Here is a 14493-nt window from a genome sequence, read left to right on the forward strand (position 1 = left end):
TTGACCAGCCCGCTATTCGGACTCTGTGTCGCCTGTTTGACAACTGTCCACGCAACCCATTGCTGGCTACCCTTGCCCGCACCGAATCGCAAGCCGAGAGAGACGATGGACCGCGCCCTGCTCGAACAGATGTTCCGCCAAGCCGTGGCGCAGGCACAGCCGGCTTTGGCCGTGCGCCGGCACCTGCCGGACAAACCCGTTGGCCGCACCGTGGTCATCGGCGCCGGCAAGGCTTCGGCCCAGATGGCCCGTGCATTCGAAACAGCGTGGGACGGCCCGCTGACCGGGCTCGTGGTGACGCGCTATGGCTATGCCGAGGCCTGCGAGCGGATCGAAATCGTCGAGGCGGCCCATCCGGTGCCCGACGAGGCCGGGTTCCTCTCGGCGCGACGCATGCTCGAAACCGTGTCCGGGCTGGGGCCGGACGATCTGGTGGTGGCGCTGATTTCGGGCGGCGGTTCGGCTCTGCTGCCGGCGCCCGCGCCGGGGCTGACCTTCGACGACGAACAGGCCATCAACCGGACGCTGCTGGCTTCGGGCGCGCCCATTTCGGTGATGAACCTCATCCGCAACCAGTTTTCCATTATCAAGGGCGGGCGGCTGGCGGTGCATTGCGCTCCGGCGCGCGTGGCGACCCTGGTCGTATCCGACGTGCCGGGGGACGATCCGGCTCTGGTGGCCTCGGGGCCGACCATTCCGCTATCGGGTTCGCGCGAACTGGCGCGCCAATATGCCGAACTCTATCGGTTGGACCTGCCGCCCCACGCCCAGGCGCTGCTGGCGGGTGACGACAATCCAGCGCCGAAGCCCGATGATGCGGTTTTTACCCGCAACAGCGTCAGCACCATCGCTTCGGCCGCTTTGTCGCTAGACGCGGCGGCGGAACTGGCGCGGGCGCAAGGGATCGAGGCGGCCATTCTCTCCGATTCCATCGAGGGGGAATCGCGCGACGTGGCGCAGGTGCATGCCGCCATGGCGCGTGAAATCGCCCAGCGCAACCGTCCGTTCAGCAAGCCCGTGGTGCTGCTGTCGGGCGGGGAAACCACCGTGACCCTGCGCGGCAAGGGCGGAAGGGGCGGGCGCAATGCCGAATTCCTGCTGGCGCTGGCCATCGCCATCGATGGCGTCGACGGCATTTCGGCGCTGGCTGCCGATACCGACGGCATCGATGGCTCGGAGGACAATGCCGGAGCCTTCGCCGATGGCAGCACGGCGACGCGGTTGCGCCGGGCCGGCATTGATCCGCTGGCGGCTTTGGCCGGCAACGACGCCTGGGGCGCGTTCAACGCCATCGGCGACCTGCTGGTGACCGGGCCGACCGGCACCAATGTCAACGACTTCCGGGCGATCCTCATCCGATAGGAGATTGGACAATGGCGAAAGTACTGGGCATTGGCGGCATCTTCTTCCGCTCCCGTGACACCAAGGCCCTGGCCGCCTGGTATGAGCTGCATCTGGGCGTCACCGAACTCTGGGAGCAGGAGAAGGGGCTCACGGTTTTTGCGCCGTTCAGCCAGACGACGGAATATTTCCCGGCCGACAAGCAATGGATGATCAATTTCCGCGTCGATGACCTTGACGGCATGATGGCTCAACTCAATGCGGCCGGCATCGCTACCGAAACCCGGCCGGATGAGTGGGACACGCCGGAAACCGGACGGTTCTGTCGCCTCCACGACCCGGAGGGCAACCAGGTCGAGCTCTGGCAGCCGGCAAAATAATCATACAATTGCCCCTTGGCAGGGAGGGGGTGGCTCTGTTCTATACGCCCGACTTTCGGGAAGGAGCCATTTCATGGCCAAACGCAGGATCGCCGTCATCGGCGTGGGCAAGATCGCGCAGGACCAGCACCTGCCGGTGATCGACGCATCCGATGATTTCGAACTGGCGGCGACTGTGTCGACGCGCGGGCTTGGCCATAACGGATTGCCGGTATTCAGGACGCCGGCCGAGCTTTATGCCGCCATGCCGGAACTGGCTTTGGTCTCGATCTGCACCCCGCCCGGCATTCGCCACCAATATGTCCGCGAGGCGCTCGACGCCGGCAAGGACGTGATGATGGAAAAGCCGCCCACCACGACGATATCGGAACTGGATGACCTGATCGCCCATGCGCGGCGGCTCGACCGGGTGCTGTACCAGACTTGGCACAGCCAGTGGAACCCGGCGGTGGATCGCACCAAGGCCATCCTGGCCCAGGATGGCGTACGCTCGGTGCGCATCGACTGGCGCGAAAGCGTGCGCAAGTGGCATCCGGGGCAGGACTGGGTGTGGGAGCCGGGCGGCTTCGGCGTCTGCGATCCGGGGATCAATGCGCTCTCCATCTTCACCAAGATCATGCCCTTTCCGGTTTTCGTCGAGCGCTCCACGCTGACCTTCCCGGCCAACCGGCAGACCCCTGTCGATGTCGAGATCGCCTTCAAGTCGGGGCAATTGCACCGGCCCCAGCTGTCGGCCGGCTTCAACTGGCTCGAGGAGAGCGGCGAGATCTGGACCATCCGGGTCGAAACCGGCACCGGCGACATCATCAAGCTCGAAGGCGGCGGACGTTCGCTGACCATCAACGATAAACCGGTGTTGCAGCATGGCGACGGGGAGTATGCGGCCATGTATGACCATTTCGCGGGGCTGCTGGAGCGGCACGAAAGCGACGTCGACGCCGCGCCGCTGCGGCTGATGAGCGATGTGTTTCTGATGGGCGCGCGGGTGAACGGACCGGACTTCGCGTGGTAGGCCGAGAGGCGTCCGAACCTGCGGCGACTCCTGACGGGGGAGGCTAGGATTGGGTGTTGGGAGCCACGATGTCGGGGCTAAACATCCCTACCTTGGTTCCTCCCGCAGCAGGGCTATCGCATATGAAAACGGGCAGGCCGCAATGTTTCAGTCGTACTGCCCTGCGGCCGGGCGGGCGGCGGGCTGTCGAACGCCGGCGTCCGCGGCGCGCAGAAGGCGAGAGCGGCGTTGATGGCATAGAGCGAGCCATCGAGCGGGATATGGTTGGCCGGCAAGTCCGAGCCGTCCTCGGGCGCCAGATAGGCGACGGCGCCATTGGCAAGATTGTCGAGGACCCAGGAAAAATCCCCGATCAGCCTGGCGCCGTAGGGCCCGGCCGCCTCCGCGTCGAAGGCGCGGGTTTCCTTGTCGATGGTGATGGCCCAGCGTCCCGCATCGCCGCTGGCCCGGCTGGTATGAATGTGGACACCGGTAGTGAAGTCGTCCTCGCAGCGCACCGCGATGCAGGCATAGGCTTCGGGTGTCGAGCCGAGCGCGCAGCCCAGCGTGGCTCGGTCACCCTCGCCCGGCAGCGGCGAATAATGCCAGCCGGTCTCCTGCGCAGCGACGGGTGTGCACAGGACCAGCACGAGACCTAGCGCTTGGGCTGGATGAGATCCCATTTGTTTCCATAAAGATCGGCGAACACGGCAACCGAACCATAGGCTTCGTGGCGCGGTTCTTCGAGGAAGGTGACGCCGCGTTCGAGCATGGCGGCGTGGTCCTTGGCGAAATTATTGGTCTCAAGGAAGAACATCACCCGCCCGCCGCCCTGGTTGCCGATGGCGGCGCGCTGGCTTTCGCCATCGGCCCGCGCCAGCAGCAGCTGGGCGCCGGTGCGGCCCGGCGGGGCAACCACCACCCAGCGCTTGCCGCCGCCCAGCTCGTTGTCGGCCACCAGGTCGAAGCCCAGCGTATCGCAATAGAATGTGATGGCCTCGTCATAATCGGCGACGAGCAGGGAGACGGTGGCGATGGATTGGCTCATGGGAGCCTATGGATCACCAGCGGCATGGGCGGGTCAAGCTGCGAACCGCCCGCCGAACGGTTCATTCCAAAACCGTCCAATCCTGTGGAAGGACGTTCTGGCTGTCATCAGATTGACCAAATGGTCAAACTGCCGGCTTGCGCTCCCCTGGATTCTAGGCTTTGTTGACGCCCAAGCCCCGGTCGGCAAGCCGGTGCGCATAATAGTTTCGGGAGACAACAATCATGAAATTGATGAAAACGCTGCTGGCAGCGACCGCCATCCTGGCGCTCGCCGCCGGTGCGGCCCAGGCCAAGCAGTTGATCTATTGCTCGGAAGCCTCGCCCGCCCACTTCGATCCCGGTCCGCTGACCGGCGGTAACGACTTCGACGCATCGTCGCACACCATCTACAACCGCCTCGTCGAATTCGCTCCCGGCGCCACCGAGGTCATCCCGGCCCTGGCCGAGAGCTGGGAAGTGTCCGCGGACGGCAAGGAATACACCTTCCACCTGCGCCCCGGCGTCAAGTTCCACACCCAGCCCTATTTCACGCCCACGCGTGACCTGACCGCCGACGACGTGATCTTCACGTTCGAGCGCCAGTGGAAGGAAGACAACAAGTGGCATGCCTATCTCGAAGGCATGACCTGGGACTACTTCCAGGGCATGGATATGCCGAAATACCTCTCGTCCATCGAGAAGGTCGATGACCTGACGGTCAAGTTCGTGCTGACCGAACCCAATGCCCCGATGCTGGCGAACCTGGCGATGGACTTCGCCTCGATCGTTTCCAAGGAATATGCCGACCAGCTCGAAGCCTCGGGCGACCTGGCAGCCTTCTCGACCCAGCCGGTCGGCACTGGCCCGTTCCAGTTCGTCGACTACCAGCTCGACACCGTCATCCGCTATGCCGCTTTCCCCGACTATTGGGAAGGCAAGCAGCCGATCGACGACCTGGTCTTCGCCATCACCACCGACGCTTCGGTGCGCGCCCAGCGCCTGATCGCCGGTGAATGCGATATCATGCCCTATCCGGCTCCGGCCGACATCGATATCCTCAAGGCCGATGAAAACCTGACGGTGATGGAGCAGGAAGGCCTGAATATCGGCTATATCTCCTACAACACCACCGAGCCCCCGTTCGACAATCCGGACGTGCGCAAGGCCCTGACCATGGCCATCGACAAGTCGGCCATCATCGAGGCGGTCTACCAGGGTGCCGGCCAGGACGCCAAGAACCTGATCCCGCCCACCATGTGGTCCTATGACGATGCGACCGCCGCCGACGTCTACGATCCGGAAGCCGCCAAGGCCGCTCTCGAAGCTGCCGGCGTCACCGATCTCACCACCGACCTCTGGGCCATCCCGGTGTCGCGTCCGTACAATCCGAACGGTCAGCGCGTCGCCGAACTGATCCAGGCCGACTGGGCCAAGGTCGGCGTCACCGCCAATATCGTGACCTATGAATGGACCGAATATCGCGAGCGCGGCAAGCAGCCCGACCGCAAGGGGCCGTTCATGATCGGCTGGACCGGCGACAATGGTGATCCGGACAACTTCTTCGCCACCCTGTTCTCGTGCTCGGCCATCGGCGTGAGCAACTATTCGAGCTGGTGCAACGAAGACTTCGAGGCAGCCATCCAGGCCGCCAAGACAACCTCCGACCCGGCCGAGCGCACCGCGCTCTACACGACGGCCCAGGAAATCTTCAAGGCCGAAGAGCCCGCGATCACCCTGGCCCATAGCCGCGTGTTCATGCCGATGAAGAAGACCGTGCTCAACTACCACATGAGCCCGCTCGGCAACCACAGCTTCAAGGGCGTGGACATCGAGGAGTAAGGCTCGGCCTTACCGCAAACAGGAGCCTCGATCCGGCCAGACCGGAACGGGGCTCCCCGCATTAACGGTGCCGCGTCAGGCGCCCATTCGAGAGCAGGATCACGAGGCGCCGGTCAGCGGCGTCCGGCAAAAGTCCCGCCATCACAGGAAACGTCGCGATCCGGCCCGCATGGCAGTCCGGGTGGCCAAGGGTAAAGACCCGCACATGCTCAACTACCTGCTGCGCCGGCTGGCGCTGATCGTGCCGACCATCATCGGCATTTCCATCTGCGCCTTCGCCTTCGTACGCGTCCTGCCGGGCGACCCCATTCTCGCCATGGCCGGCCAGCACGGCGTGACGCCGGAGCGCTACGAAATCCTCAAGGAGCAGTTCGGCTACAACCTGCCCATCTGGCAGCAGTATTTCGACTATCTGGGCAGCGTGCTGCAGGGCGATTTCGGCATTTCGCTCGCCACCAAGCGCCCGGTCATCAACGAATTCCTGGCCTTGTTCCCGGCCACGATCGAACTGGCCCTTACCGCCATGTTCCTGGCCGTGCTCATCGGCATTCCCGCCGGCATCTTTGCCGCGGTCAAGCGCGGCTCCTGGTTCGACCAGGCCACGATGGGCGTAGCCCTGACCGGCTATTCCATGCCCATCTTCTGGTGGGGCCTGCTGCTCATCATCTTCTTTTCCGGCTATCTCGGCTGGACACCGGTTTCGGGTCGCATCGCGCTGAGCTTCTTCCTGAGGCCGATTACCGGCTTCATGCTGATCGACACGCTGCTCTATGGCAACTGGCCTGCCTTCGTCTCGGCCCTGCGCCACCTCATCCTCCCCGCCGTCGTGCTCGGCACCATCCCCCTGGCCGTGATCGCCCGCCAGACCCGCTCGGCCATGCTCGAAGTGCTGGGCGAGGACTATGTCCGCACGGCGCGCGCCAAGGGCCTGTCGCCACGCCGCGTGGTCAACATCCACGCCCTGCGCAACGCGCTGATCCCGGTCATCACCACCATCGGCCTGCAGGTGGGGCTGCTGATGGGTGGCGCCATCCTCACCGAGACCATCTTCACCTGGCCCGGTATCGGCAAATGGATGATCGATTCCATCTTCAAGCGCGACTATGTGGTGGTGCAGTCGGGGCTGCTGATCATCGCGCTCATCGTCATGGCGGTGAATCTGCTGGTCGACCTGCTCTATGCCTTCATCAATCCACGTATCCGGGTACAGTAGCATGGCTCCCAGCACCGAACCCGTCGCCACCACCAGCAAGCCGGCCTCGGGCCTGCGCGAATTCTGGTACTATTTCTCGGTCAATCGCGGTGCCGTCATCGGCCTGACCGTTTTCACGCTGCTCGTGCTGATGGCGATCTTCGCGCCCTGGGTCGCGCCCTATTCGCCCGATATCCAGTATCGCGACGCCCTGCTCAAGCCGCCGATATGGGAGGCTGGCAGCGATCCCCGCTTCATCCTCGGGACCGATCCGGTCGGTCGCGACATGCTCAGCCGCCTCATCCATGGCGCGCGCTATTCGCTGTTCATCGGCTTCTTCGTGGTGATCGGCGCCCTATTCGTCGGCGTCATCCTGGGCGTGCTGGCGGGCTACTTCCGCGGCTGGGTCGATGTGGCCATCATGCGTGTCATGGACATCATCCTGGCCTTCCCGTCGCTGCTGCTCGCGCTGGTGCTGGTGGCCATTCTCGGGCCCGGCCTGTTCAATGCCATGATTGCCATCGCCATCGTGCTGCAGCCGCACTTTGCGCGATTGGTGCGCGCGGCGGTGATGGCCGAGAAGAACCGCGAATATGTGACGGCGGCCAAGCTCTCCGGCGCCAGCCACTTCCGGCTCATGCTCATCACCATCCTGCCCAATTGCCTGGGCCCCATCATCGTCCAGGCGACACTGAGCTTTTCCAACGCCATCCTCGATGCGGCGGCGCTCGGGTTCCTGGGCATGGGTGCGCAGCCGCCAACGCCCGAATGGGGCACCATGCTGGCCACGGCGCGCGAATTCATCCTCAAGGCACCCTGGGTCGTGACCTTCCCGGGCCTCGCCATTCTCATCACCGTGCTGGCCATCAATCTCATCGGCGACGGGTTGCGCGACGCCCTCGATCCCAAGCTCAAGAGGAGCTGATCCATGCCCCTGCTTGATATCAAGAACCTCACCGTTTCGTTCGATACTTCCGTTGGCCTGTTCAAGGCCGTCGATGGCATCGACGTGGCGGTCGACAACAGCGAAGTGCTGGCCATTGTCGGCGAATCCGGTTCCGGCAAGTCCGTTGCCATGCTGGCGGTGATGGGCCTGCTGCCCGCGACCGCCACCGTGACCGCCGACAAGATGGAATTCGAAGGCATTGACCTGCTCAAGATGAGCCCGCACGACAAGCGTCAGATCATCGGCAAGGACATTGCCATGATCTTCCAGGAGCCGGTGGCGAGCCTCAATCCGTGCTTCACCGTGGGCTTCCAGCTCGAGGAAGTGCTGGGCAAGCATCTGGGACTGCATGGCCGCGCGGCGCGCGAGCGGGCGGTTGAACTGCTCCACCTGGTGGGCATCACCGACGGGGCCGAGCGGCTTGGCGCCTATCCGCACCAGATGAGTGGCGGCCAGTGCCAGCGGGTGATGATCGCCATGGCCATTTCATGCAATCCCAAGCTGCTGATTGCCGACGAGCCGACCACGGCGCTCGACGTGACCATCCAGAAGCAGATCCTCGACCTGCTGGTGCAGCTCCAGCTCGATACCGGCATGGGGCTGATCATGATTACCCATGACATGGGCGTGGTGGCCGAGACCGCCGATCGGGTGATCGTGCAGTATAAGGGGCACAAGATGGAGGAAGCCGACGTGCTCTCCCTGTTCGAAAACCCCAAATCCAATTACACGCGCGCGCTGCTCTCAGCGCTGCCGGAAAACGCGGTGGGCGATCGCCTGCCCACGGTCTCCGACTTCGTGTTCGAACCGGCGCCGGGGGCCCGAGCATGACGACACCCGTTCTCGAAGTCCGCAAGCTGACGCGCGACTATGTTACCTCCGGCGGCTTCCTGCGCCCCGCCAAGGTGGTTCACGCCGTCAAGGGGGTGAACTTCACCCTGCAAAAGGGCAAGACCCTGGCCGTGGTCGGCGAAAGCGGCTGCGGCAAGTCGACCCTCGCCCGCATGATCACGCTGATCGATCCGCAGACCTCGGGCGAAATCCTGATCGACGGCATTTCGGCCAACGCCGCGCATGTGACGCGCGAACTGCGCCAGAAGGTGCAGATCGTCTTCCAGAACCCCTATGGCTCGCTCAATCCGCGCCAGAAGATCGGCGATGTGCTGGCCGAGCCCCTGCTGCTCAACACATCGATGTCGGCGGCCGAGCGGCGCGACAAGGCCATGGCCATGCTGCTCAAGGTCGGCCTCGGCCCCGAGCATTTCAACCGCTACCCGCACATGTTCTCGGGCGGACAGCGCCAGCGCATCGCCATTGCGCGGGCGCTGATGCTCAATCCGAGCTTCCTCGTGCTGGACGAGCCGGTCTCGGCGCTGGACCTCAGCGTGCAGGCGCAAATCCTCAACCTGCTCAAGGATCTGCAGGATGAGTTCGGGCTGACCTATGTGTTTATCAGCCACGACCTCAGCGTCGTGCGCTACATTGCCGACGAGGTGATGGTGATGTATTTCGGCGATGTCGTCGAACACGGCACGCGCGACGAAGTGTTCAGCAACCCGCAGCATGAATACACCCGCACGCTGTTCGCGGCGACGCCCAATTCGAGCGTCGAGAGCATCAAGGCGCGGCTGGCGAAAAAGGCGGCGCTGGCGGGGTAGGCGAGCGCCTGCGGCGGTGTCCCTTCAGGAAAGTTCCACCCGCCGCCCCTCTTCCGCTGAAACCATCATCGCGTCGATCAGCCGATGCACCTGCAATGCAGTGTGCCCATTGCTGAGCGGTTGACGATCATGGCGCACCGCGTCGGCGAAGTCGGCGATCTGGGCGGCGTGCCAGTCGAAGGGGAAGGCCATCGGGTCGGCGCCGCCGCCGCCCTGGCTGGCTTCGCCTTCGGTAATGGTTTCGCCGGCCATGGTGCGGACAGTGAGATTGCCGGCGGTGAGCGTGGCCGTGGCCTGGGCGAAGTTGAGCGTCAGGCTTTCCGGCCCGCCGGGAAAGCTGGCCGTGGTGGCCATGACGGCGCCGACCGCGCCATTGGCAAATTCGAGCCCGGCCGAGACGAAGTCCTCGGTTTCCATTTGGTGCAGGCGTGTCGTCCTGGCCATGGCGGTGACGGCGCTGACCTCGCCGCACAGACTGAGCATCAGGTCGAGCGAGTGGATGGCCTGGGTGATGAGCACGCCGCCGCCGTCCTGGGCGACCGTGCCGCGTCCGGGCTGATCGTAATAGCCCGCCTGCGGCCGCCACCACGGCACCACCAGATGCACGGCTTCGAGCCGGCCATATCGACCCTCGGCAACCGCTTCAGCCAGATAGCGCGAAGCGCGGCGGAAGCGGTGCTGGAAGACCACGCCCAGCTTGATGCCGGCCTCATCGGCGAGACTGACAATCCGTTCGGCGGCGGCGAGCGTCCGCTCCACCGGCTTTTCCAGCAGCACATGCTTGCCCGCCCTGGCGGCGGCGGCGACGATGGTCTCGCGCGCATTGGGCGGGGTAACCACCAGCACCGCGTCGAGCCGCGGATCGGCCAGCAGCGCCGCGTAGCTTTCGGCCTCGGGGAACCCATAGGTCTGGCAAAACTGGGCGCGCAGCGCCGCGTCGCGACGATAGACGCCGAGCACGGCAATGTCCTTGTTCAACGACTGCAGTGCCAGCGCATGCGGCTTGGCCCCCATGCCGGCCCCGACCACGCCAATGCCGAAGCGTCCCTGTTCATCGCTCATTGCCATTCTCCGTTCCATACAAGATGGCCTTGTACCCACCGGGCCGCCGCCGCGAAAGCGGAAAGATGGGGTGGAATGCTACGAGGCCTGGCGCCAGGCGTTGGACTTGAGGAAGGTTTCGAGATCGGCGGCGCTCAATGGCCGGGAGAAGGCATAACCCTGCAGAATATCGCAGCCCAGGTCGCGCAGGATGGCGGCATGCGCCATGCTCTCGACGCCCTCGGCAACCACTTCGATGCCCATCGACTTGCCGATATCGACGATGGAGGCAAGCAACTGGCGCTGGCCCGGATCGACCAGGATCGGATTGACCAGTTGCCGGTCGATCTTGAGGCGCCTGGGACGCAGTTTCTGCAGCGACACGATCGAGGCATAGCCGGTGCCGAAATCGTCGATCTCGACATCGATGCCCAGGTCCTTGATCTGGTCGATATTCCAGCCGACGACGGCGTCGCCCTCGTCGAGATAGATCGATTCCACCAGCTCGAACGATAGCCGTCCCGGCTCGATATTGAGCCGGCGCAGCCCGTTGATGAGATCTTCGTCATTGAGCCGGCGCAGCGACACATTGACCGAGGCGCGCGGCACGCCCAGCCCCATTTCGTCCCAGCGGGCGAGGGCGGCGAGTGACTGTTCGAGGATCAGCCGGTCGACCGTGGCGACCACGTTCAGCTCTTCGGCGATGGGCATGAAGGCATCGGGCGCCTTGATGCCCTCGCTCGGATGCTGCCAGCGCGCCAGCGCCTCGACGCCCACCAGATCGAGCGTGTGGGCGTCGAACTGCGGCTGGAACCAGGCGACGAATTCATTGCGTTCCAGCCCGCTGAGGATTTCGTCGGCGACCCGCTTGGTCTTGACCACTTCGGCCTGCAACGCCTCCGAGAAGAACTCGAAACGGTTGCGGCCGCGGGCCTTGGCCCGGTATAGCGCGATATCGGCATTGATCAGCAGGCGTTTGACATCGACCGGCGCCCCACGATCGGCGGCGATGCCGATACTGACGCCAAAGCGGCATTCATGCCCCTCATAGGTCACCGGCTGGCGCATCTGCAGCACGATGCGCTCGGCCAGGCTCGCCAGGTAGATATCGCCCTGGCTGGCGGTGGTGAGCACTACGAATTCGTCGCCGCCGATACGGGCAACGAAATCGGCAGCGCTGCAATTGTCGCGCAACACGGCGCTGGCATGGACCAGCATGGCATCGCCCGCCGCATGGCCGAGCGTGTCGTTGATCTGCTTGAAGCGGTCGAGATCGATATGCAGCAGCGCCATGCTGCGGCTTTCCTGGTAACCCGTAGCGGCATGGCGCTTGAGCATTTCGTCGAGATAGCGCCGGTTGGGCAGGCCGGTCAGGCTGTCATGCAGCGCATTATGCTCGATGCGGACGCGGGCCAGCTCGAGTTCGTGGTTACGCGCTTCGGTCAGTTGCGTGGCGCGGCGCAATTCCTCGTTGAGCGTTACATCGGCTGTCATGTCCCAGTTGACGCCGACCATCCTGTCAGGTGCGCCGGGCTCGCGATAAAGCGCGCCGATGGACCGCACATGGCGCAGCGTGCCATCGGCCAGCAGCACACGATAATCCGCCTCAAATCCGCCCGTTGCCTGGCTCATGCGGCGGAATTCGCGCTCGACGCGCTCGCGATCATCGGGATGCACGGCGGCGGACCAATCGTCGTGGTTGCGTGGGCCGTCATCGGCCGGCCAGCCGAAAAGCTCGTTGGTGTGGTCGTCCCAGGTTTCCCGGCCGCTGGCCAGATCAAGCTCCCAGACACCGACCTTGGACACATCCAGCGCCAGCCCGAGCCGGCGCGACAGGCGCACCAGCTCGCTTTCGCGCGCCTTGAGCTCGCGGAAATGCTGTTGCCGTTCGCCAACCAGCCGCCCGGTAATGCCAATGGGCAGCAGGATCAGCGTGCCGGCTATGACCATCAGCGCCCGCATCAGCCCGCTATTGCCCTGCGCCACCGACCAGCCGCCGCGCGGCACGGCGGAGATTTCCCATGAGCCGGATGGCAGGATCACCTCGGCCGTTACCGGATTGAGCGCGCTGATGTCCTCGCCGAAGAAGCGCGTGCCATGGGCGCCGGTCGCGTCCTTGCCGGTGATCGAGATATTGAGGTCGTGCGAATGATCGATCAGCCCGCTATCGGCATAAAGCTGGTCGACATCGACCACGGCCGAGACCAGCCCCCAGAATTCGCGGCCGAGCGGGGTATCGACATAGACCGGAAAACGGCCGACGAAGCCGCGGCCGCCCTGCACCAGCTCGACCGGCCCCGCCAGCACCAGCCGGCCAGAATCGCGGACCCGCAAGGCCGCTTCGCTCTGGGCCGCGTTGGTGCGGTAATCCAGCCCGATGGCGGCCTCGTTGCCGACGAGCGGATAGGTCATGGCAATGACGAGGTTCGGCGCGGCGGCGATCGAGCGCAACTGGCTCTGTTCTTCGAAGAGGTTAGCGACCAGCGCCGAGAACCGCGTCTGGTCCATTTCCGGTTCGGTGGAAATAGTGGAGACCAGGCCACGCACCAACTGGATATTGCCGTTGATATTACCTTCGAGCTTGGCGCGGATCAGTGAGACTTCGGCAAGGACGGCCGTGCGCAAGCGCTCTTCGTTGAGCACGCTGCTCTGCCGGTCGAGGAAGACCCCGCCCGCGATCAGCACGGCAAGCGCCACCAGCGCCGGCAGCAGGATGGGCTTCATCCAGCTCAGACTATGTTCCGCTTTATGTGCCGCGTTTGAACTCAAGGCCCGCCATCCACTTGCCGGCCTTCTGGCCAGCGAGCAATTACCCTGGACCCCGCAGAGTTTATGTTTGGCTTATCCGTCCGGCGAACTGATCGCGTGGTTAGCGCCGGGCTAACGCTGCCGGGTTCACCGCGCTTCGACGAGCGCAACACCCGCCGCTTCGCACTGCGCCCGGAAGCGCTCCGAGGTGCAATGGTCGGTGACGAAGGTGTCGATCTGGTCGATGCGGGCAATGCGCACCGGGGCCGAGCGGGCGAACTTGCCCTGGTCGGCCACCAGGATCACATGGCGGGCATTGGCGATGATGGCCTGCGCCACCTTGACCTCGCGATAGTCATAGTCGAGCAGCGCGCCTTCCTCGTCCAGCGCCGAGGCGCCGACAATGGCATAGTCGACCTTGAACTGGCTGAAGAACCCAGCAGCCGCCTCGCCGACAATGCCGCCATCGGAGGGGCGCACCACGCCGCCGGCAATCACCACCTCGAAACGCGGATAGACCCGCATGCGGTTGGCGACGTTGATATTGTTGGTGACGACCAAAAGGCCGGCATGATCGAGCAGCGCCTGGCTGACCGCTTCGGTCGTGGTGCCGATATTGATGGAGAGCGAGGCATCGTTGGGAATGAGCGCCGCGGCGGCCCGCCCGATGGCGTCCTTGGCCTCGGCGGCGATGCGGCGGCGCGCTTCGTATTCGAGGTTTTCCACGCCCGACGGCATGGTGGCGCCGCCATGCACGCGGCTCAGCAGCCGCTGGTCGCAGAGCTGGTTGAGATCCTTGCGGATGGTCTGCACCGAAACGCCGAAATGGCTGGCCAGCGCCTCGACGGTAACGCGATTTTCGACGCGAGCCAGTTCGAGAATGGCCTGGTGCCGTTCGGTAGTGTCGCTCATGGGCAGATCAAACCTCTTCGAGTTCGATCAGCGTGCCATCGAAATCTTTCGGATGCAAAAACAGCACCAGCCGGCCATGGGCACCCGTGCTGGGGGTACCGTCCCCCAGCACACGGGCGCCGCCGGACTTGAGACTGGCGGCAGCCGCCAGGATATCGGGCACCTCGAAGCAGACATGGTGCATGCCGCCGGAGGGGTTCTTGTCGAGGAAGGCGGCGATGGGAGAGCGCTCGCCCAGCGGCTCGAGCAGTTCCACCTTGGTATTGCCGGTGTCGATGAAGACCACGGTGACGCCGTGTTCGGGCAGAGCCTGGGGCTGGCCGACATGGGCGCCGAGCAGATCGCGGTATTTCGCCGATGCCGCGGCGAGGTCGGGGACGGCGATGGCGATGTGGTTGAGGCGGCCGATCATGAGG

Annotated in this window: 14 protein-coding genes; 8 read left to right on the plus strand and 6 right to left on the minus strand. The window is 64.5% G+C overall.

Annotation, left to right across the window (positions count from 1 at the left end; translation table 11 throughout):
- Nucleotides 1–105: 105 nt before the first annotated feature.
- The 3 genes from ASD80_RS13240 to ASD80_RS13250 all read left to right on the plus strand — a co-directional run bounded on the left by ASD80_RS13240 (nt 106) and on the right by ASD80_RS13250 (nt 2733).
- On the plus strand, nt 106–1362 hold the full coding sequence (locus ASD80_RS13240; protein WP_056233608.1) for a glycerate kinase: 1257 nt from the start codon (nt 106–108) through the stop codon (nt 1360–1362).
- A gap of 11 nt (nt 1363–1373) precedes the next feature.
- Nucleotides 1374–1721 carry a VOC family protein gene (locus ASD80_RS13245; protein ID WP_056233610.1) on the plus strand — a complete coding sequence of 116 codons (348 nt, stop codon included), beginning with the start codon at nt 1374–1376 and terminating at the stop codon, nt 1719–1721.
- A 73-nt stretch (nt 1722–1794) separates the two neighbouring features.
- A complete protein-coding gene (locus tag ASD80_RS13250; RefSeq protein ID WP_056233612.1) occupies nt 1795–2733 on the plus strand; it encodes a Gfo/Idh/MocA family protein in 939 nt (312 codons plus the stop codon).
- A 113-nt stretch (nt 2734–2846) separates the two neighbouring features.
- On the opposite strand, the gene ASD80_RS13255 is transcribed toward ASD80_RS13250, so the two are convergent.
- A complete protein-coding gene (locus ASD80_RS13255) occupies nt 2847–3362 on the minus strand; it encodes a hypothetical protein (protein WP_056233614.1) in 516 nt (171 codons plus the stop codon).
- Between the two features lie 5 nt (nt 3363–3367).
- A complete protein-coding gene (locus ASD80_RS13260; RefSeq protein WP_056233616.1) occupies nt 3368–3760 on the minus strand; it encodes a VOC family protein in 393 nt (130 codons plus the stop codon).
- 224 nt (nt 3761–3984) lie between these two features.
- On the opposite strand from ASD80_RS13260, the gene ASD80_RS13265 reads away from it, so the two are divergent.
- The 5 genes from ASD80_RS13265 to ASD80_RS13285 all read left to right on the plus strand — a co-directional run bounded on the left by ASD80_RS13265 (nt 3985) and on the right by ASD80_RS13285 (nt 9376).
- Nucleotides 3985–5580, plus strand: coding sequence for an ABC transporter substrate-binding protein (locus tag ASD80_RS13265; protein ID WP_056233618.1), 1596 nt, complete (start codon nt 3985–3987; stop codon nt 5578–5580).
- A gap of 205 nt (nt 5581–5785) precedes the next feature.
- Nucleotides 5786–6793: an ABC transporter permease subunit gene (locus ASD80_RS13270; RefSeq protein WP_056233620.1), complete on the plus strand. Its 1008-nt coding sequence runs from the start codon at nt 5786–5788 to the stop codon at nt 6791–6793.
- 1 nt (nt 6794) lies between these two features.
- Nucleotides 6795–7697 (plus strand): ABC transporter permease subunit, encoded by a 903-nt coding sequence (locus ASD80_RS13275; RefSeq protein WP_056233622.1) that lies wholly within the window; start codon nt 6795–6797, stop codon nt 7695–7697.
- A gap of 3 nt (nt 7698–7700) precedes the next feature.
- Complete coding sequence (locus tag ASD80_RS13280; RefSeq protein WP_056233623.1) at nt 7701–8549, plus strand: ABC transporter ATP-binding protein; 849 nt, start codon at nt 7701–7703, stop codon at nt 8547–8549.
- Entirely contained in the window at nt 8546–9376 is an 831-nt protein-coding gene (locus ASD80_RS13285) for an ABC transporter ATP-binding protein (protein WP_056233625.1), read from the plus strand. The genes ASD80_RS13280 and ASD80_RS13285 overlap by 4 nt, the downstream gene beginning before the upstream one ends.
- Before the next feature lie 24 nt (nt 9377–9400).
- On the opposite strand, the gene ASD80_RS13290 is transcribed toward ASD80_RS13285, so the two are convergent.
- The 4 genes from ASD80_RS13290 to mce all read right to left on the minus strand — a co-directional run bounded on the left by ASD80_RS13290 (nt 9401) and on the right by mce (nt 14489).
- Entirely contained in the window at nt 9401–10438 is a 1038-nt protein-coding gene (locus ASD80_RS13290) for a Gfo/Idh/MocA family protein (protein ID WP_056233627.1), read from the minus strand.
- Between the two features lie 78 nt (nt 10439–10516).
- Nucleotides 10517–13141, minus strand: a complete 2625-nt coding sequence (locus ASD80_RS13295; protein WP_200950319.1) for an EAL domain-containing protein — start codon at nt 13139–13141, stop codon at nt 10517–10519.
- Nucleotides 13142–13312: 171 nt separating this feature from the next.
- Nucleotides 13313–14077 (minus strand): DeoR/GlpR family DNA-binding transcription regulator, encoded by a 765-nt coding sequence (locus tag ASD80_RS13300; RefSeq protein ID WP_056233628.1) that lies wholly within the window; start codon nt 14075–14077, stop codon nt 13313–13315.
- 7 nt (nt 14078–14084) lie between these two features.
- Nucleotides 14085–14489: a methylmalonyl-CoA epimerase gene (mce, locus tag ASD80_RS13305; RefSeq protein ID WP_056233630.1), complete on the minus strand. Its 405-nt coding sequence runs from the start codon at nt 14487–14489 to the stop codon at nt 14085–14087.
- Between the last annotated feature and the right edge of the window lie 4 nt (nt 14490–14493).

The sequence above is a fragment of the Devosia sp. Root635 genome, from assembly GCF_001427605.1.
In the GTDB taxonomy this organism is placed as follows: Bacteria; Pseudomonadota; Alphaproteobacteria; order Rhizobiales; family Devosiaceae; genus Devosia.